The 26137-nt window shown below is 64.4% G+C and carries 20 protein-coding genes and 1 pseudogene; 10 read left to right on the top strand and 11 right to left on the bottom strand.

Annotation, left to right across the window (positions count from 1 at the left end; translation table 11 throughout):
* Positions 1–167 precede the first annotated feature (167 nt).
* The 5 genes from CHB99_RS01165 to CHB99_RS01145 all read left to right on the top strand — a co-directional run bounded on the left by CHB99_RS01165 (position 168) and on the right by CHB99_RS01145 (position 8856).
* A complete protein-coding gene (locus CHB99_RS01165) occupies positions 168–1319 on the top strand; it encodes an efflux RND transporter periplasmic adaptor subunit (protein ID WP_042123077.1) in 1152 nt (383 codons plus the stop codon).
* Positions 1320–1322: 3 nt separating this feature from the next.
* The gene (gene ttgB / locus CHB99_RS01160) at positions 1323–4475 is read left to right on the top strand and encodes a multidrug efflux RND transporter permease subunit TtgB (protein ID WP_042123075.1); all 3153 of its coding nucleotides are present in this window, start codon (positions 1323–1325) and stop codon (positions 4473–4475) included.
* A complete protein-coding gene (adeC, locus tag CHB99_RS01155; protein ID WP_042123073.1) occupies positions 4472–5929 on the top strand; it encodes an AdeC/AdeK/OprM family multidrug efflux complex outer membrane factor in 1458 nt (485 codons plus the stop codon). Before ttgB ends, adeC begins: the two co-directional genes overlap by 4 nt.
* Positions 5930–6411: 482 nt before the next feature.
* On the top strand, positions 6412–7665 hold the full coding sequence (locus tag CHB99_RS01150) for an OprD family porin (protein WP_042123071.1): 1254 nt from the start codon (positions 6412–6414) through the stop codon (positions 7663–7665).
* A 228-nt stretch (positions 7666–7893) separates the two neighbouring features.
* A complete protein-coding gene (locus tag CHB99_RS01145; RefSeq protein WP_042123069.1) occupies positions 7894–8856 on the top strand; it encodes a LysR family transcriptional regulator in 963 nt (320 codons plus the stop codon).
* On the opposite strand, the gene CHB99_RS01140 is transcribed toward CHB99_RS01145, so the two are convergent.
* Positions 8799–9488, bottom strand: coding sequence for a Crp/Fnr family transcriptional regulator (locus CHB99_RS01140; RefSeq protein ID WP_042123066.1), 690 nt, complete (start codon positions 9486–9488; stop codon positions 8799–8801). The two genes, CHB99_RS01145 and CHB99_RS01140, sit on opposite strands and share 58 nt — an antisense overlap.
* Positions 9489–9580: 92 nt before the next feature.
* On the opposite strand from CHB99_RS01140, the gene CHB99_RS01135 reads away from it, so the two are divergent.
* Complete coding sequence (locus CHB99_RS01135; protein WP_042123064.1) at positions 9581–10105, top strand: Mpo1 family 2-hydroxy fatty acid dioxygenase; 525 nt, start codon at positions 9581–9583, stop codon at positions 10103–10105.
* A gap of 142 nt (positions 10106–10247) precedes the next feature.
* On the opposite strand, the gene pcaC is transcribed toward CHB99_RS01135, so the two are convergent.
* The 9 genes from pcaC to pcaR form a co-directional block, all read right to left on the bottom strand.
* Complete coding sequence (gene pcaC / locus CHB99_RS01130) at positions 10248–10640, bottom strand: 4-carboxymuconolactone decarboxylase (RefSeq protein WP_042123063.1); 393 nt, start codon at positions 10638–10640, stop codon at positions 10248–10250.
* Positions 10641–10653: 13 nt separating this feature from the next.
* Entirely contained in the window at positions 10654–11445 is a 792-nt protein-coding gene (gene pcaD / locus CHB99_RS01125) for a 3-oxoadipate enol-lactonase (RefSeq protein WP_042123061.1), read from the bottom strand.
* A gap of 11 nt (positions 11446–11456) precedes the next feature.
* Positions 11457–12821 (bottom strand): 3-carboxy-cis,cis-muconate cycloisomerase, encoded by a 1365-nt coding sequence (locus tag CHB99_RS01120; RefSeq protein WP_042123060.1) that lies wholly within the window; start codon positions 12819–12821, stop codon positions 11457–11459.
* A gap of 46 nt (positions 12822–12867) precedes the next feature.
* A complete protein-coding gene (locus CHB99_RS01115; protein ID WP_042123057.1) occupies positions 12868–14157 on the bottom strand; it encodes an MFS family transporter in 1290 nt (429 codons plus the stop codon).
* Between the two features lie 121 nt (positions 14158–14278).
* Positions 14279–15484, bottom strand: a complete 1206-nt coding sequence (gene pcaF, locus CHB99_RS01110; protein ID WP_170946349.1) for a 3-oxoadipyl-CoA thiolase — start codon at positions 15482–15484, stop codon at positions 14279–14281.
* Positions 15481–16260, bottom strand: coding sequence for a CoA-transferase subunit beta (locus CHB99_RS01105; RefSeq protein WP_042123052.1), 780 nt, complete (start codon positions 16258–16260; stop codon positions 15481–15483). The genes pcaF and CHB99_RS01105 overlap by 4 nt, the downstream gene beginning before the upstream one ends.
* Positions 16257–17117 (bottom strand): CoA transferase subunit A, encoded by an 861-nt coding sequence (locus tag CHB99_RS01100; protein ID WP_042123051.1) that lies wholly within the window; start codon positions 17115–17117, stop codon positions 16257–16259. The genes CHB99_RS01105 and CHB99_RS01100 overlap by 4 nt, the downstream gene beginning before the upstream one ends.
* A gap of 267 nt (positions 17118–17384) precedes the next feature.
* Positions 17385–18731 (bottom strand): 4-hydroxybenzoate transporter PcaK, encoded by a 1347-nt coding sequence (gene pcaK, locus CHB99_RS01095; protein ID WP_042123049.1) that lies wholly within the window; start codon positions 18729–18731, stop codon positions 17385–17387.
* Positions 18732–19006: 275 nt separating this feature from the next.
* On the bottom strand, positions 19007–19882 hold the full coding sequence (pcaR, locus tag CHB99_RS01090) for a pca regulon transcriptional regulator PcaR (RefSeq protein ID WP_170946348.1): 876 nt from the start codon (positions 19880–19882) through the stop codon (positions 19007–19009).
* Between the two features lie 546 nt (positions 19883–20428).
* Between pcaR and CHB99_RS01085 the strand changes: the two genes are divergently transcribed.
* Together CHB99_RS01085 and CHB99_RS01080 are read left to right on the top strand one after the other, a co-directional pair.
* Complete coding sequence (locus CHB99_RS01085) at positions 20429–20629, top strand: hypothetical protein (protein ID WP_042123046.1); 201 nt, start codon at positions 20429–20431, stop codon at positions 20627–20629.
* Positions 20630–20962: 333 nt separating this feature from the next.
* Positions 20963–22435 (top strand): inorganic phosphate transporter, encoded by a 1473-nt coding sequence (locus CHB99_RS01080; RefSeq protein ID WP_042123044.1) that lies wholly within the window; start codon positions 20963–20965, stop codon positions 22433–22435.
* Positions 22436–22485: 50 nt separating this feature from the next.
* On the opposite strand, the gene CHB99_RS01075 is transcribed toward CHB99_RS01080, so the two are convergent.
* Positions 22486–23961, bottom strand: a complete 1476-nt coding sequence (locus tag CHB99_RS01075) for a helicase HerA-like domain-containing protein (RefSeq protein WP_042123042.1) — start codon at positions 23959–23961, stop codon at positions 22486–22488.
* 170 nt (positions 23962–24131) lie between these two features.
* Between CHB99_RS01075 and CHB99_RS30445 the strand changes: the two are divergent.
* Positions 24132–25151, top strand: a pseudogene (locus CHB99_RS30445) (HAMP domain-containing protein); the annotation flags it as partial.
* A gap of 90 nt (positions 25152–25241) precedes the next feature.
* Positions 25242–26006: a methyl-accepting chemotaxis protein gene (locus tag CHB99_RS30440; protein WP_377697531.1), complete on the top strand. Its 765-nt coding sequence runs from the start codon at positions 25242–25244 to the stop codon at positions 26004–26006.
* Positions 26007–26137 lie beyond the last annotated feature (131 nt).

Genomic DNA, 26137 nt, shown 5'->3' with positions numbered 1-26137 from the left:
TTCGCGCCTTGCTGGATTCGCAGGACAAGGTAGCGGGTGTTTACAAACAAGCATGAATGTAAGTATATTCCTTAGCATGCTACTTATCTAGCCGGAAGTGATATTTCCGACAACCCGTTTTCCATTACTCTTGAGCGTCTTCAGCTCTTTCTGACCCGAGGATCTTCATGCAATTCAAGCCAGCTGTTACCGCTCTGGTATCCGCCGTCGCCCTGGCAACACTGCTCAGCGGCTGTAAAAAGGAAGAAGCGGCGCCCGTGGCGCAGGCTCCTCAGGTCGGCGTCGTTACCCTCCAGGCCCAATCCTATACCCTCGTCTCCGATCTGCCGGGGCGCACCATCGCCTACCGGGTGGCGGAAGTCCGTCCGCAGGTCAACGGCATCATTCTCAAGCGCCTGTTCAAGGAAGGCAGCGACGTGAAGGAAGGTCAGCAGCTGTACCAGATCGACCCGTCGGTGTACGAGGCGACCCTGGCCAGCGCCAAGGCCAACCTGCAATCCACCAAGTCGCTGTCCGACCGCTACAAGCAGCTGGTGAACGAGCAGGCGGTCAGCCGCCAGGAATACGACGATGCCCAGGCCAAACGTTTGCAGGCTGAAGCTTCGCTGAAAAGCGCCGAGATCGATCTGCGCTACACCAAGGTTCTCGCCCCGCTCAGCGGCCGGATCGGGCGCTCCAACGTCACCGAGGGCGCGCTGGTCAGCAACGGCCAGGCCACCGCCATGGCGGTGATCCAGCAGCTCGACCCGATCTACGTCGACGTCACGCAGTCCTCCGCCGAACTGCTGAAACTGCGCCGTGAACTGGAAAGCGGCAGGCTGCAGAAGGTCGGCGACAACGCGGCCAAGGTCACCCTGAAGCTGGAAGACGGCAGCACCTATGCCCAGGAAGGTCGCCTGGAGTTCTCCGAGGTGTCGGTCGACCAGACCACCGGTTCGGTGACCCTGCGCGCCGTGTTCCCCAACCCGGAACACAACCTGCTGCCCGGCATGTTCGTCCACGCCCGCCTCAACAACGGCATCAACGAGACCGCGATCCTCGCCCCGCAACAAGGCGTGACCCGTGACCTCAAGGGCCAGGCCACCGCCCTGGTGGTCAACCAGGAGAACAAGGTCGAACTGCGTCAGCTCAAGGCCAGCCGCACCGTCGGCAACGACTGGCTGGTCGAGGAAGGCCTGAGTGCCGGTGACCGTCTGATCACCGAAGGCCTGCAGTTCGTCAAGCCAGGCGTCGAGGTGAAGGTCAGCGAAGCGACCAACGTCAAACCTGCCCAGCCAACCCAGGCCAGTGCCGCGAGCGCAGGGGCCAAAGGGGAGTAAACCATGTCGAGATTCTTTATCGATCGCCCGATCTTCGCCTGGGTGATCGCCCTGGTGATCATGCTGGTCGGCGCGCTGTCGATCCTCAAGTTACCGATCAACCAGTACCCGAGCATCGCCCCGCCGGCGATCGCCATCGCCGTGAGCTACCCGGGCGCGTCCGCGCAGACCGTGCAGGACACCGTGGTCCAGGTGATCGAGCAGCAACTCAACGGTATCGACAACCTGCGTTATGTGTCGTCGGAGAGCAACTCCGACGGCAGCATGACCATCACCGCCACCTTCGAGCAGGGCACCAACCCCGATACCGCCCAGGTCCAGGTGCAGAACAAGCTGAACCTGGCCACCCCGCTGCTACCGCAAGAAGTGCAGCAGCAGGGTATCCGCGTGACCAAGGCGGTGAAGAACTTCCTGCTGGTGATCGGCCTGGTGTCGGAAGACGGCAGCATGACCAAGGACGACCTGGCCAACTACATCGTCTCCAACATGCAGGACCCGATTTCGCGGACCGCCGGTGTCGGTGACTTCCAGGTCTTCGGTGCCCAGTACGCGATGCGCATCTGGCTCGACCCGGCCAAGCTGAACAAGTACCAGCTGACCCCGGTCGACGTGAAGACCGCGGTCGCCGCGCAGAACGTCCAGGTTTCCTCCGGCCAGCTCGGCGGCCTGCCCGCCCTGCCCGGCCAGCAACTCAACGCCACCATCATCGGCAAGACCCGCCTGCAGACCGCCGAGCAGTTCGAAAGGATCCTGCTCAAGGTCAACCGGGATGGCTCGCAGGTGCGCCTGGGCGATGTCGCCACGGTCGGCCTGGGCGGTGAAAACTACGCGGTCAGCGCCCAGTTCAACGGCAAGCCGGCGTCCGGCCTGGCGGTGAAACTGGCCACCGGCGCCAACGCCCTGGATACCGCCAAGGCGCTGCGCAAGACCATCTCCGACCTGGAACCGTTCTTCCCGCCAGGCATGAAGGCGGTCTTCCCGTACGACACCACCCCGGTGGTGACCGAGTCCATCAGCGGTGTGATCCACACCCTGATCGAAGCGATCGTCCTGGTGTTCCTGGTGATGTACCTGTTCCTGCAGAACTTCCGCGCCACGGTGATCACCACCATGACGGTGCCGGTGGTCTTGCTCGGCACCTTCGGCATCCTCGCGGCGGCCGGCTTCAGCATCAACACCCTGACCATGTTCGGCATGGTCCTGGCCATCGGCCTGTTGGTGGACGACGCCATCGTCGTGGTGGAAAACGTCGAGCGGGTGATGTCCGAAGAGGGCCTGTCACCCAAGGAAGCGACCAAGAAGTCCATGGGCCAGATCCAGGGCGCCCTGGTCGGTATCGCCCTGGTGCTCTCGGCGGTACTCCTGCCGATGGCGTTCTTCGGCGGCTCCACCGGGGTGATCTACAAGCAGTTCTCCATCACCATCGTCTCGGCCATGGCCCTGTCGGTACTGGTGGCGCTGATCTTCACCCCGGCGCTGTGCGCCACCATGCTCAAGCCGCTGAAGAAAGGCGAGCACCACACCGCCAAGCGCGGCTTCTTCGGCTGGTTCAACCGCAACTTCGACCGCAGCGTGCGCAGCTACGAGCGCGGCGTCGGCAACATGCTGCGGCACAAGGCGCCGTACCTGCTGGCCTACCTGCTGATCGTGGTCGGCATGATCTGGCTGTTTACCCGCATCCCCACCGCGTTCCTCCCGGAAGAAGACCAGGGCGTACTGTTCGCCCAGGTGCAGACCCCGGCCGGTTCCAGTGCCGAGCGCACCCAGGTGGTGGTCGACCAGATGCGCGAGTACCTGCTGGACAAGGAAGCCGATACCGTGGCTTCGGTGTTCACCGTGACCGGCTTCAACTTCGCCGGCCGCGGCCAGAGCTCGGGCATGGCCTTCATCATGCTCAAGCCGTGGGACGAGCGCTCCGCCGAGAACAGCGTGTTCAAACTGGCGGCCCGCGCCCAGCAGCACTTCTTCAGCTTCCGCGACGCGATGGTCTTCGCCTTCGCCCCGCCGGCGGTACTGGAGCTGGGTAACGCCACCGGTTTCGACGTGTTCCTCCAGGACCGCGCCGGCGTCGGCCACAACAAGCTGATGGAAGCGCGCAACCAGTTCCTCGGCATGGCCGCGCAGAGCAAGATCCTTTCGGCGGTGCGTCCGAACGGCCTGAACGACGAGCCGCAGTACCAGCTGACCGTCGACGACGAGCGTGCCAGTGCCCTGGGCGTGACCATCGCCGACATCAACAGCACCCTGTCGATCGCCCTGGGCGCCAGCTACGTCAACGACTTCATCGACCGTGGCCGGGTCAAGAAGGTCTACATCCAGGGCGAAGCCTCGTCGCGGATGAGCCCGGAAGACCTGCAGAAGTGGTACGTGCGCAACGCCGCCGGCGAGATGGTGCCGTTCTCCGCCTTCGCCAAGGGCGAGTGGATCTACGGCTCGCCGAAGCTGTCGCGTTACAACGGCGTCGAGGCGGTGGAAATCCTCGGTGCGCCGGCGCCCGGCTACAGCACTGGTGAGGCCATGGCCGAAGTCGAGCGCATCGCCGCGCAACTGCCGGCGGGCATCGGTTACTCCTGGACCGGCCTGTCCTACGAGGAGCGCCTGTCGGGCTCCCAGGCACCGGCGCTGTACGCCCTGTCGCTGCTGATGGTGTTCCTCTGCCTGGCGGCACTGTACGAAAGCTGGTCGATTCCGATCGCGGTGATGCTGGTGGTGCCGCTGGGGATCATCGGTGCGCTGCTGGCCACCAGTCTGCGCGGGCTGTCCAACGACGTGTACTTCCAGGTGGGTCTGTTGACCACCATCGGTCTGGCGGCGAAGAACGCGATCCTCATCGTCGAATTCGCCAAGGAACTGCACGAGCAGGGCCGCAGCCTGATCGACGCGGCGATCGAGGCCTGTCGCATGCGTCTGCGGCCGATCATCATGACCTCGCTGGCGTTCATTCTCGGCGTGGTACCGTTGGCCATCGCCAGCGGCGCGGGCTCGGGCAGCCAGCACGCCATCGGTACCGGGGTGATCGGCGGCATGATCACCGCGACCGTCCTGGCCATCTTCTGGGTACCGCTGTTCTTCGTAAGCGTGTCGTCGTGGTTCGGCAGCAAGGCGCCGGAAAAGGACGTCACACCTGAAACTCCACGCTATGAGGCTGGGCAATGACCAAGTCCCTGTTATCCCTGGCGGTCACCGCGTTCATCCTGGGCGGATGCTCGCTGATCCCCGAGTACAAGACCCCCGAGTCGCCGGTGGCGACCCAGTGGCCCGCGGGCCCGGCGTATTCGCCGACCGAGTCGGCCCAGGTCGCCGCGGCCGAGCAAGGCTGGCGCCAGTTCTTCCATGACCCGGCGCTGCAGCAACTGATCCAGGGCTCGCTGGAGAACAACCGCGACCTGCGCGTCGCGGCGCTGAACATCGACGCCTACCGCGCGCAGTACCGCATCCAGCGCGCCGACCTGTTCCCGGCGGTTTCGGCCAACGGCAGCGGTTCGCGCCAGCGGCTGCCGGCGGACATGTCGCAGACCGGCCAGTCGTCGATCTCCAGCCAGTATTCGGCCACCGTGGGCGTCAGCGCCTACGAGCTGGACCTGTTCGGCCGGGTTCGCAGCCTGAGCGAGCAGGCCCTGGAAACCTACCTGTCCAGTGAACAGGCACGCCGCTCGACGCAGATCGCCCTGGTGGCCAGCGTCGCCAATGCGTACTTCACCTGGCAGGCGGACCAGGCCCTGCTCAAGCTGACCGGCGAGACCCTGAAGACCTACGAGGAAAGCTACAAGCTGACCCAGCGCAGCAGCGACGTCGGCGTGGCCTCGGCCCTCGACCTGAGCCAGGCGCGCACCGCCGTCGAAGGCGCGCGGGTCAAGCTGGCGCAGTACCAGCGCCTGGTGGCCCAGGACCTCAACAGCCTGACCCTGCTGGTCGGTGCCGGCCTGCCGGTGAACCTGCCGGCGGCCATGCCGCTGGACGCCGACCTGCTGGCGGAAATGCCCGCCGGCCTGCCGTCCGACCTGCTGACCCGGCGTCCCGACATCATGGAAGCCGAACACCTGCTGAAAGCGGCCAACGCCAATATCGGCGCGGCACGCGCGGCGTTCTTCCCGCGCATCAGCCTGACCGCCAATGCCGGGACCCTGAGCCCGGACATGGACGGTCTGTTCAAGGGTGGTTCCGGGACCTGGCTGTTCCAGCCGCAGATCAGCCTGCCGATCTTCAATGCCGGCGCGCTGAAGGCGAGCCTGGACTACTCGAAGATCCAGAAGGACATCAACGTCGCCAAGTACGAAAAGACCATCCAGACCGCCTTCCAGGAAGTCTCCGATGGCCTTGCCGCGCGCCAGACCTACAACGAGCAGTTGCAGGCCCAGCGCGACCTGGTTGCCGCCAACCAGGATTACTACCGCCTGGCCGAACGCCGCTACCGCATCGGCGTCGACAGCAACCTGGTGTTCCTCGATGCCCAGCGCAATCTGTTCAGCGCGCAGCAGTCGCTGATCACCGATCGCCTGTCGCAGCTGGTCAGCGAGGTGAATCTGTACAAGGCGCTGGGTGGCGGCTGGTATGAGCGCACCGGCGATGCCCGGCAACAGCAGGCTGCGGTGGATGCGCCGAAAGGCTGACTCATCTGGCTGAAGTCAAAGAGCCCACCCTTCGCGGTGGGCTTTTTTATGCCGCATGTCTCTTCTCGTACGCCGCATGACTTCTCGTATGCCGCATGACTTCTCGTATACCGCATGACTCCTCGTATACCGCATGACTCCTCGTATACCGCATGACTCCTCGTAGGAGCGCGGCTTGCCCGCGAAAGGACTGCGTAGCAGTCCCTCTTCCATGCAATGCCGTAATGGGACTGCTACGCAGCCCTTTCGCGGGCAAGCCGCGCTCCTACGGGGTGACCGCTACCGAGGGGAACTAACCATTCAGTTAACGTTCGATTATCGCCCACTTCCACCTGTTACGAATTGATTCCTCCCCGCCCGTCGCCGCACCATCCTCCTGCCGCTTTTTCCAAAGCACACCCCCAAGACGCAACGCCTCCTGTGACTCTTTTCAGCCGCAGCGGACCGTTTCGCCTTACATAAAAACAAGAGACACACCGACGATGAACACTCCGCACCCCGCACGACACCTGCTTCCCGGCTTTCTCGCTATGACCTGCGCCCTGCCCGCCCTCGCCGCCGAAGGTGGCTTCGTCGAGGACGCCAAGGCCACGCTGAACCTGCGCAACTTCTACATCAACCGCAACTTCGTCGACCCGGCCAACGCCCAGGGCAAGGGCGAGGAATGGACGCAGAGCTTCATCCTCGACGCGAAGTCCGGCTTCACCCAGGGCACGGTCGGCTTCGGCGTCGATGTGCTCGGCCTGTACTCGGTCAAGCTCGATGGCGGCAAGGGTACCGCCGGCACTCACCTGCTGCCGGTGCATGACGACGGTCGTCCGGCCGACGATTTCGGCCGCCTCGGCGTGGCCTTGAAGGCCAGGGTGTCGAAGACCGAAGTCAAGGTCGGCGAATGGATGCCGGTGCTGCCGATCCTGCGCTCCGACGACGGTCGCTCGCTGCCGCAGACCTTCCGCGGCGGCCAGGTCACCTCTCAGGAGATCGACGGCCTGACCCTCTACGCTGGCCAGTTCCGCGGCAACAGCCCGCGCAACGACGCGAGCATGGAAGACATGTTCATGAACGGCAAAACAGCCTTCAAGTCCGACCGTTTCAACTTCGCCGGCGGTGAATTCACCTTCAACGACAAGCGCACCCTGATCGGCCTGTGGAACGCGCAACTGAAGGACATCTACCAGCAGCAATACATCAACCTGGTGCACAGCCAGCCGCTGGGCGACTGGACCCTGGGCGCCAACCTCGGCTACTTCCTCGGCAAGGAAGACGGCTCGGCCCGCGCCGGCGACCTGGACAACCGCACCGCCTCGGCCATGCTCTCGGCCAAGTACGGCGGCAACACCTTCTATGTCGGCCTGCAGAAAGTCAGCGGCGACGACCTGTGGATGCGGGTCAACGGCACCAGCGGCGGCACCCTGGCCAACGACAGCTACAACTCCAGCTTCGACAACGCCAAGGAACGCTCCTGGCAGGTACGTCACGACTACAACTTCGCCGCCCTCGGTGTACCCGGCCTGACCCTGATGAACCGCTATATCAAGGGTGACAACGTGCACACCGCCGTGGTCGACGACGGCAAGGAATGGGCGCGGGAATCGGAACTGGCCTACACCCTGCAGTCCGGCACCTTCAAGAACCTGTCGTTCAAGTGGCGTAACTCCACCATGCGCCGCGACTTCAGCACCAACTCGTTCGACGAGAACCGCCTGATCATCAGCTATCCGTTCAGCGTTCTCTGATTTATACAAAAAAGCGCTATCAATCCAATAATTGATTCTTTGACGAAATAAGCGCCCGGCTTTAAAAAACCGGTTTTCCCTGGGGCCGCGTTGCGCGCCCTTCGCAGTGGTTCGTCACACGACAAGCCAGCTCCTACGGGGTATGTGGTGCCCCGCCATTCCGCGTAGGAGCGTGGCTTGCCCGCGAAGGACCGCGCAGCGGTCCCCAAACGCACTCCGGTACCCCACATGGATCTCCGCCAACTGCGCTATTTCATCGCGCTCAACGACCACCGCAGCTTCGTCCGCGCCGCCGAGGCCATGGGTATCACCCAACCCGCGTTCAGCCGCAGCATCCAGGGCCTGGAGCAGGAATTCGGCTGCGTGCTGGTGGACCGTGGCAGCAAGGACCTGCGCCCCACGCCCGAAGGCCAAGTGGTGCTGCAACACGCCCTGCGTCTGGTACAGGGTGCCAATCAGTTGAGCAACGATGTACGGCGCATGACCAAGCTCGACGCCGGCGAACTGCACTTCGGCTCGGGCCCCGCCCCCGCCGCGGATCTGGTGCCTCGGGCGCTGAGCCAGTTCGTCAAGGTCCATCCCAGGGTGCAGACGCGCCTGAGCGTGGACCACTGGGAAAACCTCAGCCGCGCCCTGAATCGCGAAGAGATCGAATTCTTCATCGCCGATATCCGTCATTTCGAAGCCGACCCGAGCTTCCAGACCCTGCCCCTGACGCCCCGTCGCGGCCTGTTTTTCTGCCGCCCCGGGCATCCGTTGCTGGCCAAGGACAGCCTGTCGACCAACGACCTGTTCGAGTACCCGCTGGCGACCCCGCAGATCCTCCCCGGCGCGCGCAAGCTGCTGGCCAATCTCAGCGGCAAGACCGACTTCTCGCCCCAGGTGCAGACCGAACACCTGCCGACCCTGCTCAAGGTGGTGCTGGACAGCGAAGCCATCGGCATCGGTCCGGAAGAAGCCTTCGCCGGCGAAATCGCCGCCGGGGCGCTGGTGGAACTGCACTGGCGCAATCTGCCGGTGAATCCGGAAAGCCTGAACGCCCGTTGCGGCATCGTCAGTCGCGCCGGCTATCGCTTGTCGCCCGCCGCACGCGCGATGATCGAGATACTGGTCAGCCTCGATCAGCCAGCGCCTCAGCCGCGCGCCAGCGCTTCCAGCCGCGCGGCATCGAGTATCTCGATCTCGCCGTAGCCCAGGCGTACCGCGCCGTCCTGCTGCAGGGCCTTGAGGATCTGGTTGGTGGTCTGCCGCGACAGCGACAGCATCAAGGCCAGCTGCTCCTGGGACAGTTGCAGCACGCGCCGCGCCCCGTCCACCTCGCCGTACCCGGCGGCCATCTGCAACAGACGGAACGCCACCCGTGGCGCGGCGCCCTTGAGGCTCTGCTGTTCCAGGGCGACGAAGGCCAGGCGCAGCTTGTGGCTCATCAACAGGGCGAACTCGCGCCAGTACGCCGGATGCCGTTCGAGCAAGCCGAGGAGCATCGCCTGCGGCACCCAGAGCAGGCTGGTCGCGCCCTCGGCAAAGGCATCGTGGGTGCGCGGCTGGCCGTCGAACAGGCAGATCTCGCCGAACCAGTGCGGCGCTTCCACCAGGGTCAGCAGCGCCTCCTTGCCCTCCGCGCTGACCGCGCCGATGCGCATCGCCCCGGACAGCACCGCATACAGTCCGCAGGGAGCATCGCCGCGCTGGAACAGACGTTCGCCGGCAGCCAGGCTGCGCGGACGGGCAGCCGCCAGCAGGCTGTCCTGCAGGGCGGGTGACAGCTGGCGGAACCAGTGGCCATGCTGCAGGTGTTCACGCCAGAGGTGCGACTCGTTCATCCATGGGCCTCGAAACGCAGACTGTCGGGCAGGCGACAGACTTGGAGTGATCGGCGGGGGCATGCTGGGTCATCCCTACCGGAGGAATAACAATGAAAAACCTCGTGGAACATTTGAGTCAATATGCCAGCTACCACCGAGACCCGCGCAATATCGCCACGCATTTCGTGGGGATCCCGATGATCGTGGTGGCGGTGACCGTGCTGCTGTCGCGACCGGGGATTGCCCTGGGTGGCCTGTGGCTGTCGCCGGCGTTCGTCGTGGCGCTGGCCTCGGCGTGGTTCTATTTCCGCCTCGATACGCGCCTGGGCGTGATCATGTCGGCCCTGCTCGGCGCCTGCCTGTGGGCCGGGGCGGCGCTGGCGGTGCAGACCACCCTGGTCTGGCTGAGCGCCGGGCTGGGGCTGTTCGTGGTCGGCTGGGTGATCCAGTTCGTCGGGCACTACTACGAGGGGCGCAAGCCGGCATTCGTCGACGATGTCAGCGGGCTGATCGTCGGGCCGTTGTTCGTGGTGGCGGAACTGGCGTTCATGCTCGGCTTGCGGCCGGAGCTGAAGGCGGCGGTGGAACGCAATGCGGGGCCGGTGATGATTCGGCAGAAGAACGCCGCCATCTGATGCTCATCCCCCCGCCGCCGTAGGAGCGTGGCTTGCCCGCGAAAGGACCGCAAAGCGGTCCCCGATGACACTGCAACTGGGACCGCTTTGCAGTCCTTTCGCGGGCGAGCCACGCTCCTACGAGCAGAGGCGCACAACACCTTCAGGCGCGGGACTCGACCCCCAGCTCATCCCACACCGACTCCGCCAGGTGGAAGGTGGCATTGGCCGCCGGGATCCCGCAGTAGATCGCGCTCTGCATCAGCACTTCCTTGATCTCCTCGCGGGTCACGCCGTTGTTGGCCGCCGCACGCAAGTGCAGCTTCAACTCTTCATTGCGGTTCATGCCGATCAGCATGGCGATGGTGATCAGACTGCGGGTATGCCGCGGCAAGCCGGGACGGGTCCAGATATCGCCCCAGGCATGCCGGGTGATCATCTCCTGGAACTCGCTGTTGAACTCGGTCAGGTTGTTCAGGCTGCGGTCGACATGGGCATCGCCCAGCACCGCGCGACGCACCTGCATGCCGGCGTCGTAACGTTGTTTCTCATCCACGGAAATCAGCTCCTCAGCGGGCCAGCAGGAAGTCGAGAACACGGCGGCTGAACGGCTCGCCCACCTCGACGTTGGACAGGTGCGCGGCCTGGAATTCGGCGTATTCGGCACCGGCCACACGCTCCTGGATGAACAGCCCGCCCGCGGGCGGCGTCACCGCATCGGCAGCGCCGGAAATCACCAGCAGCGGCGCCTTGATTTCACCGAGTTGGTCGCGGAAGTCGGCATCGCGCACGGCGGCGCAGTTGGCCGCGTAGCCATCCGGCGAGGTGGCGGCGAGCATGTCGGTGATGCGCTTGGCCGACTCAGGATTGGCCTCGGAATACGCCGGAGTGAACCAACGCGCAATCGAGGCATCACGCAGGCCGACCATGGCCGCTTCACGGTCGCGCAGCACGGTTTCGATCCGCGGGTTCCAGACCTCCGGCGAGGCGATCTTCGCCGCCGTGTTGCAGACGATCAGCCGGTTCAGCCGCTCGGGGGCGTTGATCCCCAGCCACTGGCCGATCAGGCCGCCCATGGACAGGCCACAGAAATGCGCCTTGTCGATCTGCAGGGCATCGAGCAGCGAGAGCACGTCGCGCCCCAGTTGCTCGATGCTGTAAGGCCCTTCGCTGACCAGCGAGCCGCCGTGACCGCGGGTGTCGTAGCGCAACACGCGAAAATGCGCGGCGAACGCCGGCACCTGGGTGTCCCACATGCGCAGGTCGGTGCCCAAGGAGTTGGACAGCACCAGCACCGGCGCGTCTTCAGGTCCGTCGAGCTGGTAATTCAGTACGCCATCGGCGAGTTGTACGCTTCCCACAGCAGCCTCCTTCAGGCTTGGATCCGGTTGTGTTCGGCCACCGCGCGCTCGACCCAGGCTTGCGCCTGGCCGAGGTAACGGGCCGGGTCGAGCAGACGATCGAGTTCGTCCGCCGAGAGTTCGGCGCTCACCTGCGGATCGTCGCCAAGGACGGCGCGCAGGTGACGCTGTTCGGCGACCGCGCGCTTGCAGCAGGTCTCCAGCAGATGGTGCGCGGCATCGCGGCCCAGGCGCTGGGCGAGGACGATGCTCACCGCCTCGGCGAGGACCAGGCCCTGGGTCAGGTCGAGGTTGCGGCGCATGCGCGCGGCATCCACTTCCAGCCCTTCGGCAATGATCCGCGCCTGGCGCAGCGCGCCGGAGACCAGGCAGCAGATCTCCGGCAGGGTTTCCCATTCGGCATGCCACAGGCCGAGGCTGCGCTCGTGCTCCTGGGGCATGGCCGCGTACAGCGTGGCGATCAGCCCGGGAACCCGGGTCGCGGCGCCGATCAGTACCGCCGCGCCCACCGGGTTGCGCTTGTGCGGCATGGTCGAGGAGCCACCCTTGCCCGGCGCCGACGGTTCGAACACTTCGCCGGCTTCGGTCTGCATCAGCAGGCTGACGTCGCGTCCCAGCTTGCCCAGGCTGCCGGCGACCAGGCCGAGCACCGCGGCGAACTCCACCAGGCGGTCGCGCTGGGTATGCCAGGGCTGTTCCGGCAGGCTCAGTTGCAGTTGCCGCGCCAATGCCTCGGCTACCGGCAGGGCTTTGTCGCCCAGCGCCGCGAGGGTGCCGGACGCACCGCCGAACTGCAGGGTCAGCAGGCGCGGTTTGAGTTCGCGCAGCCGCTCGCGGCTGCGGTCGAGGGCGCCGAGCCAACCGGCGATCTTCATGCCCAGGGTCACCGGCGTGGCGTGCTGCAGCCAGGTGCGCCCGGCCAGCGGGACATCGGCGTAGGCACTGGCCTGCCGCGCCAGGGTGTCGGTCAGTTGCGCCAGCTCGTCGTCGATCAGCGCCAGGGCATCGCGCAGTTGCAGGACCAGGCCGGTGTCCATCGCATCCTGGCTGGTGGCGCCCAGGTGCACATAGCGCTCGGCCTCGGCCACGCCGCTGGCGATCACCTTGCCCAGCGCCTTGACCAGCGGAATCGCCGAGTTGCCGGCGATGCCGATGGCCTCGGCCAGCGCGGCGAAATCGTAGCGCTCGGCCTGACAGGCCATCTCGATCGGCGCCACCACCACCGCCGGGATCACCCCGACCGCGGCTTCGGCGCGGGCCAGCGCGGCTTCGAAATCGAGCAGGCCCTGGACGCGGCCACGGTCGGAAAAGATCTCGCGCATGGCGGGCGCGGTGAAATAGGCATCGAACAACTGGTTGCCCGGTCGTGGAGTCATGACAGGTCCTTCAACGGGGCGCGCCGGTCATGGGCGCGCCGGCAGGTCAATGATCGTGGTGCAGGTAGGCGGCCTGTTTCGGCAGGCGCAGGCTGAACAGGAAGGCGATCGCCATCATCGCGGTAACGTACCAGTAAAAGGCGTTTTCCAGCTGGATCGACTTCAGGCTCAGGGCGACGAACTCCGCCGAGCCGCCGAACACCGCGTTGGCCACCGCGTAGGCCAGGCCCACCCCCAGCGCGCGCACCTGCGGCGGGAACATCTCGGCTTTCACCAGGCCGCTGATGGAGGTGTAGAAACTGACGATGGCCAGGGCCAGGGTGATCAGCACGAAGGCCAGGAGCGGGCTGGTCACGGTCTTCAGGGCCATCAGGATCGGCACGGTGAAGATCGTGCCCAGGGCACCGAACAGGAGCATCGAATTACGCCGGCCGATACGGTCGGAGAGCATGCCGAACAGCGGCTGCATGCACATGTACAGGAACAGCGCGCCGGTCATGATGAAGCTGGCGGTCTTGGCACTCATCCCGGCGGTGTTCACCAGGTATTTCTGCATGTAGGTGGTGAAGGTGTAGAAGATCAGCGAGCCGCCGGCGGTGTAGCCGAGCACGGTGATGAAGGCTGCGCTGTGGTGGCGGAACAGCCCGGCGATGCTGCCGGCTTCCTTGTCGTTGCGGGTCTCGGCGCTGCTGGTTTCTTCCAGCGAACGGCGCAGGAACAGCGAGACCAGCGCGGCGCAGGCGCCGACCACGAACGGAATGCGCCAGCCGTAGGCACGCAGCTCATCTTCTGTCAGCAGTTGCTGCAGGATCACCACCACCAGCACCGCCAGCAACTGGCCGCCGATCAGGGTCACGTACTGGAACGAGGCGAAGAAACCGCGCTGACCGCGCAAGGCCACTTCACTCATGTAGGTCGCGGTGGTGCCGTATTCGCCACCCACCGACAGGCCCTGGAACAACCGCGCGACCAACAGCAGCGCCGGCGCCATCAGGCCGATGCTGGCGTAGGTCGGCAGGCAGGCGATCACCAGCGAACCCGCGCACATCATCAGCACGGAAATCATCATCGAATTCTTGCGCCCATGACGGTCGGCAATGCGGCCGAACAGCCAGCCCCCGATCGGACGCATCAGGAAGCCCGCGGCGAACACGCCGGCGGTGTTGAGCAATTGCACCGTGGGGTCGTCGGAGGGGAAGAACGCGGGGGCGAAATAGATCGCGCAGAAGGCATAGACGTAGAAGTCGAACCATTCGACCAGGTTGCCCGAGGACGCACCGACGATGGCGAAGATGCGTTTGCTGCGCTCTTCGCCGGTGTAATAGCTTGAAGTCATGACTGCATACTCCTGGAGGGTATCAGTGAGTCTAGACACACTCAGTAACACTCTCGTTCCGCTCGGCAATCACCCCGGACCGCCGGCCTTGCGTGGAGGCCGGCGGTCCGGGGTCATTGGTTCACACTCGCTCGATGGCCAGGGCCAGGCCCTGGCCGACACCGACGCACATGGTCGCCAGGCCCTTGCGCCCGCCGGATTTCTCCAGCTGGTGCAAGGCGGTGAGGATCAGCCGCGCACCGCTCATGCCCAGTGGATGGCCGAGGGCGATGGCGCCGCCGTTGGGATTGACCTGCGGCGCGTCGTCGGCCAGGCCCAGACCGCGCAGTACAGCCAGGCCCTGGCTGGCGAAGGCTTCGTTGAGTTCGATCACATCGAAGTCGGAGACCGCCAGGCCCAGGCGCTCGGTCAGTTTGAGCACCGCCGGCACCGGGCCGATGCCCATCACCCGTGGCGCCACACCGGCGCTGGCCATGCCGAGGACCCGCGCGCGCGGGGTCAGGCCGTGTTTCTTCACCGCGTCGGCGGAGGCGAGGATCATCGCCGCGGCGCCGTCGTTGACGCCCGAGGCGTTGCCGGCGGTGACGGTCTTGTCCGGGCCGTTGACCGGCTTGAGTTTCGCCAGCGCTTCCAGGGTGGTGTCGGCGCGTGGATGCTCGTCCTGCTCGACCACGGTCTCGCCCTTCTTGTGGGCGATGCGCACCGGCACGATCTCTTCGGCGAAGAACCCGGCGGCCTGGGCCGCGGCGGTGCGCTGCTGGCTGCGCAGGGCGAAGGCGTCCTGGTCGGCGCGGGAAACCCGATAGTCGTCGGCGACGTTGTCGGCGGTCTGCGGCATGGCATCGACGCCGTACTGCGCCTTCATCAGCGGGTTGACGAAACGCCAGCCGATGGTGGTGTCTTCCAGCTTCATGTTGCGCGAGTACGCGCTGTCGGCCTTGCCCATGACGAACGGGGCGCGCGACATCGACTCGACGCCGCCGGCGATGGCCAGTTCCATCTCGCCGCTGGCGATGGCGCGGAAGGCCGTGCCCACCGCGTCCATGCCCGAGGCGCACAGGCGATTGAGGGTCACGCCCGGGACACTGTCCGGCAGGCCGGCCAGCAGCAGGGCCATGCGCGCGACGTTGCGGTTGTCCTCGCCGGCCTGGTTGGCGCAGCCGAGGAAGACTTCGTCGATCTGCGCCCATTGCACGCTCGGGTTGCGCTCGATCAGGGCCTTCAGCGGCACCGCGGCCAGGTCGTCGGCGCGCACGCCGGCCAGGCCGCCGCCGAAGCGGCCGATGGGGGTGCGAATGGCATCGCAGATGAATACGTCACGCATCACGCTTCTCCTGGTGCCTGGCCGTGGGCGGCGGCGGTACGGGCTTCGAGATCACGCAGCGCGCTCAGCTCGACCTCGCTCGGCGCGGCGGTGGTCTCGACGTTGTCGGCGAAACGGATCGCCCAGCCGGTGGCGGCGACGATCTGCTCGCGGGTCACGCCCGGGTGGATCGAGGTGACCACGAATTCATGGGTGCCGGCTTCCGGCTCCATGATGCACAGGTCGGTGATGATGCCCACCGGACCTTCGCCAGGCAGACCCAGGCGCTTGCGCGAGTCGCCGCCTTCGCCGTGGCCAACCGAGGTGATGAAGTCGAGCTTGTCGACGAAGGCGCGGTTGGACTGCTTGAGGATGATCAGCACCTTCTTCGCCGAACCTGCGATCTCCGGCGCGCCACCGGCACCCGGCAGACGCACTTTCGGCGCGTGGTAGTCGCCGACCACGGTGGTGTTGATGTTGCCGAAGCGGTCGACCTGGGCGGCGCCGAGGAAGCCCACGTCGATGCGCCCGCCCTGCAGCCAGTAGCGGAAGATCTCGCCGGTGGGGACCACGGTGTCGGCGGTCTCGGCCAGCTCGCCGTCACCGATGGACAGCGGCAGCACGCTTGGCTTGGCACCGATCGGGCCGGATTCGTAGATCAGCACCACATCCGGCGAGGAGGTCAGGCGGGCCAGGTTGGCGGCCTTGGACGGCAGGCCGATGCCGACGAAGCACACGGCGCCATTCTGCAGGCGGCGGGCGGCGGCGACGGTCATCATTTCGTTGGTGGAGTAGCTCATTGTGCAGCCTCCGCGGTGCTGGCCAGTTTTGCCTTGAATTCGTTGAAGTCGGCGGTGCCCCGGACGTATTCGTCGATCCAGGCGCTGAAGGTTTCACGGCTGCGGGCGATCGGGTCCCAGGCCTGGTAGAAGCGGTTGTCGCGCTCGGAGTAACCGTGGGCGTAGGACGGATGCGCGCCACCCGGCACCAGGCACACCGCGGACAGCGCCCAGGTCGGCAGGACGCAGGCGTTCATCGGGGCGTTGAGGTCGTCGACGATTTCCTCGACGGTGACGATGCAGCGCTTGGCCGCCAGGGCCGCTTCCTTCTGCACGCCGAGGATGCCCCAGAGCAGCACGTTGCCCTTGCGGTCGGCCTTCTGCGCGTGAATCACGGTGACGTCCGGGCGTACCGACGGCACTGCCGCCAGCACTTCGCCGGTGAACGGGCAGGTCACGCTCTTGATCAGCGGGTTGACCTTCGGCAGGTCGGAACCGGCGTAGGCACGCAGCACCGCGAACGGCAGGCCGGAAGCACCGGCGACGTAGGCGTTGGCCAGGTCGGCGTGGCTGTGCTCTTCGATTTCCATCGCGTGCGGCCACTGCTTCTCGACGGCATCACGCAGTCGGTGCAGGGAACCGACACCCGGGTTGCCGCCCCAGGAGAAGATCAGCTTCTTCGCACAGCCGGCGCCGATCAACTGGTCGTAGATCAGGTCGGGGGTCATGCGCACCAGGGTCAGATCCTTCTTGCCCTGACGAATGATTTCATGTCCGGCGGCAGTCGGAATCAGGTGGGTGAAGCCTTCGAGGGCAACGCTGTCACCGTCGTGGACGAACTGCTTCACGGCGTCGTGGAGCGAGAGGATTTCAGCCATGGAAGACTCCTGGATGTGCTGAGTCGGGGGTCGGTTCGGAGCGCCTGGAGTGGCGCCGGTATGGGACTCAGATTAAGGCGGGGGGTGGAGCGGTTCAATCCGATAATCGGCATAGCGTTCGATTATCGAACGGATTGTAAGAGTGCTTTTTTGATCCATTCGCGAGCAAGCTCGCTCCCACGGAAAGCAGACTTTCACTGTTCCCTGTGGGAGCGAGCTCGCTCGCGAAGGGCCGCATAGCGGTCCCAGAACCAGACGACCTGGAACTCAGGTCGCATCCGCGTGACTGACGATCCCTTTCACGACCACCGCCACCGTGGCCAGCCCCGCCGGGATCACCAGCGCCGTCAGCACCTGCTCGAAATTCCAGCCAAGACCGAGCAGGGTCGCGCCCATCCACGCCCCGAGGATCGCGCCGAAACGACCGATCCCGAGCATCCACGACACCCCGGTGGCCCGCCCCTGGGTCGGATAGAAGCGCGCCGCCAGCGACGGCATCGCCGACTGCGCACCGTTGACGCACATCCCGGCGATCAGCACCAGAGTCGCCAGCAGGGTGATGTTGCCCAGGCTCTGCCCGACCGCGTAGGCGAACACCCCGGCCAGCAGGTAGAAGGTGCCGATGACCTTGTGCGGATTGAAGCGGTCCATGGCCCAGCCCACCGCCACCGCACTGAGCACGCCACCGAACTGGAACAGCGCACCGATGAAGGCCGCCTGCTCCATGCTCGCGCCGCTGTCACGCATCAGTGTCGGCAGCCAGCTGGTCAGCAGGTAGACGATGACCAGGCCCATGAAATAGGTCAGCCACAGCAGCAAGGTGCCGACGCTGTAGGTCCCGGAGAAGATCACCGCGAGCACGTTGCGGCTCTTGACGATCTTCTGCTCCGGCACGCTGAAGCCGGTGGCCTGGGCCACGGTGGCTGGCTCGATCGGCGCCAGGGTCTTCCGGATCTTCTCGATGCCGCGATTGCGCACCACCAGGAAACGCGCCGACTCCGGCAGCCAGAACACCAGCACCACGACCAGCAGCAGCGGCAGCAAGCCACCGATCAACAGCAGGCTGTGCCAGCCGAACGCCGGGATCAGCTTGGCGGAAATGAAACCGCCACCGGCCATGCCCAGGTTGAAGCCGCAGAACATGCTGGTCACCAGCAACGACTTGAGGCGTTCCGGGGTGTACTCGGAGAGCAGCGTGGTGGCGTTGGGCATGCCGGCGCCAAGTCCCAGGCCGGTGAGGAAACGCAGCACCAGCAATTGATCGACGTTGCTGCTGTAGGCCGAAGCCAGGCTGAAGGCACCGAACAGCAGCACCGCGCCGACCAGCACCACCTTGCGCCCGAAGCGGTCAGCCAGCGGACCGGAACCGAGGGCGCCGAAGACCATGCCGATCAGCGCGGCGCTCATCACCGGGCCGAGGCTGGCGCGGTCGATGCCCCAGTCCTGGGACAGCGCCGGGGCGATGAAACCCATGGCAGCGGTGTCCAGGCCGTCGAGAAAGACAATGAGGAAACACAGGATCACCACCCGCCATTGATAACGCGACAAGGGCTGGGCGTTGATGAACGACTGGACATCCAGGGGTGTTCCGATAGCAGCGTGCGGACTGTTCATTATTGTTATCCGGAAAAAGGCGGGCAGGCGCGAGCGGACGCGTGTGCGTCGGGGCAAAGACTGTTCAGTGAAGCTGAAAAGGACGATTCAGCGGCGTCGTCGCGGCGCGGACGAGCGGACTGGGAAGGACGTGCGGGTCATGGGACTTTGCCTCTCGCTCATTATTATTGACGGACGGGGCGGGCCGACCGTTGCGAGGGACATTAATCAGGCGGGCGAAACGACGCAATTCGATAAACGCATCAGTGTGCGTTTATCGAACAGGATTGCATCGATCAGGCAAACAATTGCGCACTCAGGTCGCGGCTGGCGGCGAGCATGATCGGCAGGAAACGCTGCTCCAGCTCGCTGCGACTGACCCGCCCGGCATGGGTACTGACATTCAGCGCGGCGAGGACCTGCCCGGAAGCGTCGTACACCGGCACGGCGATGGAGCGCAGGCCTTGTTCCAGCTCCTGGTCGACGATGCACCAGCCTTGCTGACGCACCGCTTGCAGGCATTCCAGCAACGCGTGCGGGTCGTGGATGGTGCGGCTGGTCTTGGCCTGCAGGTCGGCGTGTTCCAGGTATTCGTGAAGGGTGGCGTCATCCAGCGCGGCCAGCAGGATGCGCCCCATGGACGTGCAATAGGCGGGTAATCGCCCGCCCACCGACAGGTCCACCGAAATCAGGCGCTGCACCGTGGCCGAGCGGGCGATATAGAGAATGTCGTCGCCTTCCAGGGTGGCCATGTTGCAGGCCTCGTGCAGTTGATCGCTCATGCGGTCCAGGTACGGCTGGGCGGATACCGCCAGCGGCGTCGAAGACAGGTAGGCATGCCCCAGGGTCAGCACCTTGGGCAACAGCGAATAGGTGCGTCCGTCGGTGGTGGCATAGCCCAGTTTGATCAGCGTGTGCAGGCAACGCCGCACCGCCGCCCGGGGGATCTCGGTGCGGTGGCTGATCTGGGCGATGGTCAGGTGCCGCTTGCGCTCCTGGAACGCCTGCACCACCGCCAGCCCGCGGGCCAGGGACGTCATGAAATCCGGATCGCCGGTGAACGCCTGGATACGCTTGGCCGGCGACGCCACGATGGGCGGCGCCAGGGACGCAAACGAACTGCGCACGTGATCGTTCAATCCAGGTCCCTTTGGGGTTGTTTCATCACTCATGACTCACCTCGGTCACACACTCACAGGTGCGATTATCGAACCATCGACCGATAATCGCAATTGACCGATGACCACAATTGCTTATACCTTTCCTCCGCCCTTGTGGCTTCTTGGAGAGACTGGTCAGGTACCCACCGTAGAAGTCCCGGGTACGGCCTCGCCCACCAGCGAGGCCGTTTTTTATTCAGAACGGAAAAGTACCGTGGACATCTCTTCCACCACGGAATAAATGCCGCGCAGAACAAGAAGGAAACAAAGTCCCTTTGTTTAATGTCCCTTCCTGTAAGAGATTGATTGCCAGTTTCCTTGCGGATATCAATTGCTATAATCAAAACCTGATGCCACCCGCCAGGGTCACGCATTATGGATCCATCCATTCAATTGTCCGGATCCCGTGTCGGACGCAAACAAGCGTCGACACACGACAATAATCTGTTGCTGCGACAGCCGTTGACACTCTGGCAACCGTAGCCGCGTGTGCGTCATGCAACTCCTGCTGCAACGCCTTCGCGAAAAGCCAGCGTTAATTTGATAACAGGTAGCACTGTGACGAAAGACGAACTGCGCGCGGAACTTGAGCGCCAGGAACAACGCTTCAAGGACCTTTATGGTGGCGAAGTCACTACCTACGCCGCTCAACCCGACCCGGAACGCAAACCCTGGCGCAAGCGCGCCACCGTCATGGACCAGGTCTTCGCCGAAGAACTGCGCAAGATGGAAAAGGACCTGAACGTCGAGGAGCCGTGACTCCGGCGCCGCGTCAGGCAGGTTCGGGATCGTCGTGGTACCTGTCCATGCAGGTACCCTCGTCCCCATCGTTACGTCGTGATGATGAAACCGTAACGGATTCTCACAAATTTCATACATTCGTTTGAAACTTTTCTGACACGTACAATTCACGAATTTGCCGTCAAGAATCCATATTCTCGTGGATTTTCGCTTCGTTTTTCTGGCAAGCGCGGATCCATTCGCGTGAACACCCCTCACTCCGGGGGTCTCCACCGGTCAGCAGCCAGTGCATTGATTACGGGGGATTTCTGGCATAATCGCGCCCCCTTATGACCGGGTCAGAAAACCTTCATGATCGAATTATTCAGCGGACTTGATGCGTGGGTACTGGTGAGCCTCATCCTCGCCTTGACCTTCGTACTCGCCTTCGAGTTCATCAATGGCTTTCATGACACCGCGAACGCGGTCGCGACTGTCATCTACACCAAAGCCATGCCCCCGCAACTGGCCGTCTTCGCCTCCGGTGTCTTCAACTTCCTCGGTGTGCTGCTCGGCGGTGTCGGTGTCGCCTACGCCATCGTTCACCTGCTGCCGGTGGAACTGCTGATCAACGTCAACACCGGGCACGGCCTGGCCATGGTCTTCTCGCTGCTGGCCGCAGCCATCGCCTGGAACCTCGGCACCTGGTACTTCGGCATCCCGGCGTCCAGCTCGCATACCCTGATCGGCTCGATCCTCGGCGTCGGCCTGGCCAACGCGCTGATCAACGACATTCCCCTGGGTGACGGGGTGAACTGGCAGAAAGCGATCGATATCGGCATGTCCCTGGTACTGTCGCCGATGGCCGGTTTCCTGGTCGCCGCGCTGGTCCTGCTCGGCCTGAAGTGGTGGCGCCCGCTGTCGAAGATGCACAAGACGCCGGAACAGCGCCGCATGCTCGACGACAAGAAGCACCCACCGTTCTGGAACCGCCTGGTCCTGGTCATGTCGGCCATGGGCGTAAGCTTCGTGCACGGTTCCAACGACGGTCAGAAAGGTATCGGCCTGATCATGCTGGTGCTGATCGGTATCGTCCCGCAGCAGTTCGTTCTCGACCTCAACAGCACCACCTACCAGATCGAGCGGACCCGCGACGCGACCCTGCACCTGAGCCAGTTCTACGAACGCAACCACGAAACCCTCGGTGAGTTCCTGGCCCTGGGCAAGGCCGCCAAAGGCGACCTGCCGGAGCAGTTCAGCTGCAACCCGCACCAGACCGAACCGACCATCGCCGCGCTGCAGCAGTCGCTGGAAGGCGTCGCCGACTACCGTGCGCTGAGCGCGGAAACCCGTGTCGAAGTTCGTCGCTACCTGCTCTGCCTGGATGACACCGCGAAGAAGGTCGGCAAGCTGCCGGGCCTGCAGGCCCGTGAAAAATCCGACCTGGAGAAGCTGCGCAAGGACCTGACGGCGACCACCGAATACGCACCGTTCTGGGTCATCCTCGCGGTCGCCCTGGCCCTCGGCCTCGGCACCATGGTCGGCTGGAAACGTGTGGTACTGACCATTGGCGAGAAGATCGGCAAGCAGGGCATGACCTACGCCCAGGGCATGTCGGCGCAGATCACCGCGGCCTGCGCCATCGGCATGGCGAACATCTTCAGCCTGCCGGTTTCCACCACCCACGTACTGTCGTCCGGTGTCGCCGGGACCATGGTGGCGAACAAGAGCGGCCTGCAGGGCGGCACGGTTCGCACCATCCTGCTGGCCTGGGTACTGACCCTGCCGGCCTCGATGGGCCTGGCGGCGGGTCTGTTCTGGATCTCCACCCGCTTCGTCGGCTGAGTGATCCGAACATGAAAAAGGCGCCCCGGGGCGCCTTTTTCATGCCTGCGCTATTTGCGCTTTCCACCCAGCAACGAGCCCATCAAGCCTCGCACCAACTGCCGGCCCAGTTGATTGGCCGCCTGCCGCACCGCCGACTTGATCGCCTGCCCCGCCGCGCTCTGCAGGAACTCTCCCGCCTTGTCCGCCAGACTCTCCTCTTCTGCCTTGGCCACCGTCGGCGCCTCGGCCACCTCGCCTTTGCGCGCGCTGAGCATTTCGTAGGCCGACTCCCGGTCGACCGGCTTGTCGTAGCGCCCGGCCAGTGGCGAAGCCGCCACCAGGGCTGTCCGCTCGGCAGCGCTCAACGGCCCGATGCGTGACTGCGGCGGAACGATCAACACCCGTTCGACCATCCCCGGCGTGCCCTTGTCCTGCAGGGTACCCACCAGCGCTTCGCCGATACCCAGTTCGGTCAGCACGCTGAGGGTGTCGAACGCCGGATTGGGCCGGAAGCCGTCGGCCACCGCGCGCAGGGATTTCTGCTCCTTGGCCGTGAACGCGCGCAGGCCATGCTGGATACGCAGCCCCAATTGCGCCAGGACATCATCCGGCAGATCGCCTGGCGACTGGGTGACGAAGTACACCCCGACGCCCTTGGAACGAATCAACCGCACCACCTGTTCCAGACGGTCCTGCAAGGCCTTCGGCGTGCCGCTGAAGAGCAGGTGCGCCTCGTCGAAGAACAGCGCCAGCAGTGGCTTGTCGGCATCGCCGCGCTCCGGCAGTTGCTCGAACAACTCGGCCAGCAGCCACAACAGGAAAGTCGCGTAGACCTTGGGCGACTCATGCACCAGCCGACTGGCATCCAGCAGGTGAATGCGCCCGCGCCCATCCGCCGCCGGCTGCAGCAGATCCTCCAGTTGCAGCGCCGGCTCGCCGAACAGCGCCTCCGCGCCCTGCTGTTCAAGGGTCGCCAGGCGACGCAGCAAGGCCTGGGTCGAACCGCTGGTCATCAGCGCGCTGTCTTCGCCCAGCAATTGCGGGTTGTCCTTGAGATGCCCGAGCAGGGCCTTGAGGTCCTTGATATCCAGCAACAGCAGACCTTCCCGGTCGGCCACCTTGAACGCCGCATACAGCGCGGCCTGCTGGCTGTCGTTCAACTCCAGCAGATTGCCCAACAGCAGCGGACCCATTTCGCTCAGGGTGGTACGCAATGGATGACCGGACTGGCCGTGGATATCCCACAACGTCACCGGATAGGCCTGGGGACGATGATTCAACCAGGGCATCCCGGCGATACGCTCGGCCACCTTGCCCTGGGGATTGCCTGCCGCGCCCAGGCCGCACAGGTCGCCCTTGACGTCCGCGGCGAACACCGCCACCCCGGCGTCGCTGAAGGCCTCGGCCAGATGCTGCAGCGTCACGGTCTTGCCGGTACCGGTGGCCCCGGCCACCAGACCATGGCGGTTGGCCAGGCGCAGGGACTGGGAAACCGGCTGTCCGTCAAGATCGCCGCCGAGAACGAATTGCACAGAATCCGCCATGTTTTTTCATCCTCCATATAAAGCTTTGGTGTGAGTCAGCCGATACCGAAGTGTGATTGCTACAAGAAAGTCAGGAAAACCCCGACAAGGACATGGGAATGCTCTGCTTTCGCGATGCTCTTTCGTGCGAACGACCCGGATATTCAAGACCTTAGCGGACCCAACAAGCCATGAATAAAAATCTCCGTTTCAGCCACAAAATTCTGTTGGCCGCCTCACTGATCGTCATGATCGCGTTCAGCCTGTTCACGCTGTACAACGACTACTTGCAGCGTAATGCGATTCGGGAAAACCTGGAGAACTATCTTCAGGAAATGGGCGACAGTACGGCAACCAACATCAAGAACCTGTTCGACGGTCGTATTCTGCTGGTGGAAAACGTCGTGCAGAACATTGCCGCCGATCCGCAGAAGGTTGGCGAACTGCTCGCGCAGAAGGCCCTTACTTCAAGTTTCCTGACTGTTTACATGGGCCATCCGAATGGTGACTTCACCATTCGTCCGCAGATGAAAATGCCCGACGGCTACGATCCGCGCGTACGTCCCTGGTACAAGGACGGCATGTCCGTGGGCAAGACCATGCTGACCGAACCCTATATCGATGCCAGTACCGGCAAGATGGTCATTTCGATCATCGGCGCGGTCAGCCGCGATGTCGGCGTGGTGGGTGGCGACCTGGCCCTGGACGGCCTGGTGGAGATCATCAACTCGCTGAACTTCGGCGGCATGGGCTATGCCTTCCTGGTCAACGACCAGGGCAAGATCCTGGTGCACCCGAACAAAGACCTGACCATGAAGTCGCTGACCGATGTGTTCCCGCAGAACACCCCACGCCTGGCCCGCGAGCCGGTGGAGGTGGAACTGGACGGCACCACCCGGATCCTCAGCTTCACCCCGGTCAAGGGCCTGCCTTCGGCCAACTGGTATATCGGTCTGTCCGTGGATAAGGACAAGGCCTACGCAATGCTGAGCAAATTCCGCACTTCCGCGGTGGTTGCCACGATCATTGCCGTAGCCTTCATCATTGGTCTGCTGGGCCTGCTGATCAACGTCCTGCTGCGTCCGCTGCACACCATGATCCGCGCGATGGAAGGCATCGCCCAGGGCGAAGGCGACCTGACTCGCCGCCTGAATATCCACAACCACGACGAATTCGGCATGCTCGGCAAGGCCTTCAACCATTTCGTCGGGCGTATCCACGAGTCGATCCGCGAAGTGGCCTCGGCCACCGAGCACGTCAACGAAGTGGCCCTGCGCGTGGTCAGCGCCTCGAACTCGTCGATGGTCAACTCCGACGAGCAGAGCAACCGCACCAACAGCGTCGCCGCGGCGATCAACCAGCTCGGCGCCGCCGCCCAGGAAATCGCCCATAACGCGGCCCAGGCTTCGCAGCAGGCCAGTTCGGCGCGGCATCTGGCGGAAGAAGGCCAGCAAGTGGTGGACCGCAGCATCCAGGCGATGAATCGTCTGTCGGACATGATCTCGACCTCCAGCACCCATATCGAGACGCTGAACAGCAAGACCGTCAACATCGGCCAGATCCTCGAAGTGATCACCAGCATTTCCCAGCAGACCAACCTGCTGGCCCTCAATGCCGCGATCGAGGCCGCCCGTGCCGGCGAGGCCGGGCGTGGTTTCGCCGTGGTCGCCGACGAGGTGCGCAACCTCGCGCACCGCACCCAGGAGTCGGCGCAGCAGGTGCAGAACATGATCGAGGAACTGCAGGTCGGCGCTCGCGAGTCGGTGGAAACCATGAGCCAGAGCCAGCGCCACAGTAGTGACAGCGTGAACATCGCCAACCAGGCGGGCGAGCGCCTGAACAGCGTGACCCAGCGTATCGGCGAGATCGACGGCATGAACCAGTCGGTGGCCACCGCCACCGAGGAGCAGACCGCCGTGGTCGACTCGATCAACATGGACATCAGCGAAATCAACATGCTCAACCAGGAAGGTGTCGAGAACCTGCAATCGACCCTGCGCGCCTGCGCGGACCTGGAAGAACAGGCCGGTCGCCTGAAGCACCTGGTCGGCAGCTTCCGCATCTGATCCATCCGTATCCACCTACGGTGGACCTTGTGGGAGCGAGCTTGCTCGCGAACGGCGGCGCAGCCGTCGTAAAACCTGAGTCCCGGGATTGTCAGGCACATCGAGGACTCAGGTTTTGTGGCCGCTTCGCG

It is taken from the genome of Pseudomonas japonica, from assembly GCF_900188455.1.
Lineage (GTDB): Bacteria > Pseudomonadota > Gammaproteobacteria > Pseudomonadales > Pseudomonadaceae > Aquipseudomonas > Aquipseudomonas japonica.
Note: the sequence above shows the minus strand (reverse complement) of the source record. Positions and strands in the feature narration are given on the sequence as shown.